This window comes from Inquilinus limosus MP06 (assembly GCF_000767795.1).
Lineage (GTDB): Bacteria > Pseudomonadota > Alphaproteobacteria > DSM-16000 > Inquilinaceae > Inquilinus > Inquilinus limosus_E.
The window spans coordinates 1-2,811 of record NZ_JANX01000697.1; the positions used below are offsets into that span (position 1 = coordinate 1).

Annotated in this window: 4 protein-coding genes; all 4 read left to right on the forward strand. The window is 73.0% G+C overall.

Translation table 11 applies throughout. The annotated features are described in order from the left end of the window. Positions 1-249 (forward strand): LysR substrate-binding domain-containing protein (locus tag P409_RS41330; protein ID WP_274519189.1); only part of this gene is annotated, 249 nt, incomplete at its 5' end. Between the two features lie 23 nt (positions 250-272). Continuing rightward, on the forward strand, positions 273-509 hold the full coding sequence (locus tag P409_RS41335) for a LysR substrate-binding domain-containing protein (protein ID WP_274519190.1): 237 nt from the start codon (positions 273-275) through the stop codon (positions 507-509). Between the two features lie 154 nt (positions 510-663). Continuing rightward, the gene (locus P409_RS31015; RefSeq protein WP_034847553.1) at positions 664-1,515 is read left to right on the forward strand and encodes a sugar phosphate isomerase/epimerase family protein; all 852 of its coding nucleotides are present in this window, start codon (positions 664-666) and stop codon (positions 1,513-1,515) included. Then, positions 1,512-2,811: sugar ABC transporter ATP-binding protein (locus P409_RS31020; protein ID WP_034847555.1), on the forward strand; the 1,300-nt coding region annotated here is incomplete at its 3' end. The genes P409_RS31015 and P409_RS31020, both read left to right, overlap by 4 nt.

Consider the following 2,811-nt stretch of genomic DNA (forward strand, 5'->3'; position numbering starts at 1 on the left):
ACGGTCGACCTGACCGCACGCGGCTACGACGCCGGCATCCGCATCGGCGAATATGTCGAGCGCGACATGGTGGCGGTGCGGCTGACCCGCGACATCGCTTGGTCGGTGGTCGGCAGCCCGGCCTATCTCGACGCCCGCGGCCGGCCTGAACGTCCCGAGGACCTGACCAGGCACGACGCGATCCGCTACCGCTTCCCCAGCTCCGGCGCGCTCTATCGCTGGGAGTTTGAGCGCGACGGCCGCGCCTGACGGTCGACTCGCCGGGCAGCCTGATCGTCAATGACGGCGACCTGCTGCTGTCCTTCGCCCGCGCCGGGCTCGGCCTCGCCTATGTCGCCGACATCGCGGTCGAAGCGGAGCTGGCCTCCGGGGCGCTGGAACGGGTGCTGCAGCCCTTCCTGCCGCGCACGCCCGGCCTGTTCCTGTACTTCCCGCGCCGGGCCCAGGACCAGCCGAAGCTGCGCGCCTTCATCGACACGGCGCGGGCGGTGCTGAAGCCGCGGCGGTGATCGCGACCTCGTCCGGCGGCGCGCCGATTGTCCAGAATGTCGGACATCGGGCCGTGCCGCCGCGTTGACGCCGGCGCCGTCCGAACCTCATGCTTTCCGGAAAACAGAACCAGGGCGCGGGCGGAAGCCACGGGCCCGGGGCTGGGAGGAACGCGTGAAAACCGGCTTCAACCTGCTGGTGGTGGGAGGGGCGATCTCGCCCGCCGACCGCCCGGTGCTCGAATCCCTGAAGCGCCACGGCTATGACGGCGTCGAGGTGCCGGTCATGGCGGGCACCGAGATGCACTACGCCGCCCTGGGCCGGGTGCTGGACGAGTTGGGGCTGGCCCGCACCTACACGACCATCATCCCCGATCCCGACCACAGCCCGCTGAGCGGCGATCCGGCGATCCGGCGCCGCGCCCGCGACCGGCTGGCCTGGGCGATCGATTGCGGCCATGCCCTGGGCGCCACGGTGATGGGCGGCCCGTATCATTCGCCGCTCGGCGTCTTCTCCGGCTCCGGCCCCACCGAGGACGAGCTGGCCAACCTGGCCGAGACGCTGCACTGGGCCGCCGGCCGGGCGCAGGGGGCGGGAATCCACCTGTCGATCGAGGCGGTGAACCGCTTCGAATGCTACGCCCTGAACACGATGGCGCAGGCGGAGGCGCTGCGCGCCCGGGTCGGCCACCCGAATTTCGGGTTCATGTACGACACCTTCCACGCCAACATCGAGGAGCGCGACCCGGTCGGCGTGATCGCCGCCCACGCCGTCGGCATCACCCATGTCCATCTGTCGGAGAACGACCGCGGCATCCCCGGGCGCGGCCATGTGCCGTTCGCGGCGACGCTGAAGGCCCTGCGCGGCATTGGTTACGATGGCTGGCTGACGGTCGAGGCCTTCGGCCGGGCGCTGCCGGACCTCGCCGCCGCCACCCGGGTCTGGCGCGACCTGTTCCCCGACCTCGACACGCTGTTCGCCGAAGCCATCGCCCTGATCCGGCGCGAGTGGGAGGCGGCGGCATGAGCGGGGCGGCGCCGCGCTTCGAGATGCGGGGCATCCGCAAGGCCTTCCCCGGCGTGGTCGCGCTGGACGGCGTGTCCTTCGCCTGTCGGGCCGGCGAGATCCACGCGCTGTGCGGCGAGAACGGCGCCGGCAAGTCGACCCTGATGAAGGTGCTGGGCGGCGTCTACGCCCCGGATGCCGGCGAGATCCTGATCGACGGCGCGGCGGTGCGCTTCGCCCATCCCGCCGCCGCCCGCGCCGCCGGCATCAGCATCATCCACCAGGAGCTGAGCCTGCTGCCCGACCGGACGGTGGCGGAGAACATCCATCTCGGCATCGAGCCGGTGCGCCGCTTCCGCCTGGACCGTGCGGCGATGCGGGCCGGTGCCCGGTCGCTGCTGGCGCGCCTCTCCTCCGCCATCGACCCCGACACCCCGGCGCGCGACCTGACCATCGCCGAGCAGCAGACGGTGGAGATCGCCAAGGCGCTGGCGGTCGACGCGCGCATCCTGGTGATGGACGAGCCGACCGCGGCGCTGGACGACGTCGAGGCGGCGCGGCTGCTGCAGCTGGTGCGCGGCCTCAAGGATGCCGGCGTCGCCGTGGTCTACATCTCGCACCGGATGCCGGAGGTGTTCGCCATCGCCGACACCGTCACCGTGCTGAAGGACGGGCGCCATGTCGCTACCCGGGCGCGGGCGGAGACCGGGGCGGACGAGGTGGTGCGGCTGATGGTCGGCCGGCCGCTCAGCGATTACTACCCGCCGCGGCCGGCGGAGCCGCCCGGCGATCCGGTGCTGCGGGTCGAGGGCGGCGGCAATGCGCTGCTGGCGGATATCGACCTCACGGTGCGGCGCGGCGAGATCGTCGCCGTCGCCGGGCTGGAGGGCTCCGGCAAGACCGCGCTGGCCCGCGCCGTGGTCGGGGCCGAGCCGTTCGTCCGTGGCCGGATGTGGATCGGGGCGGAGGAGGCGCGGCCCGGCTCTGTGCGGGCGGCGCTTCGGCACGGCCTCGGCCTGGTGCCGGAGGACCGCAAGCGCGACGGGCTGGCGCTGATGCAGTCGGTGCGCTGCAACGGCCTGCTGGCCCGCCGCAGCCTGGCCGGACTGTTCTCACGGCCGCAGGGCAGGGCGGTGGGGGCGGCGGCGATCGACGGCATCCTGTCCGCCGTCGATGTCCGGGCGGTGAGCTGGGAGCAGGAGATCCGCCTGCTGTCCGGCGGCAACCAGCAGAAGGCGATCCTGGCGCGCTGGCTGGCCTGCGACCCGCAACTCTTGGTCTTCGCCGAGCTGACCCGCGGCGTCGACGTCGGCCGCC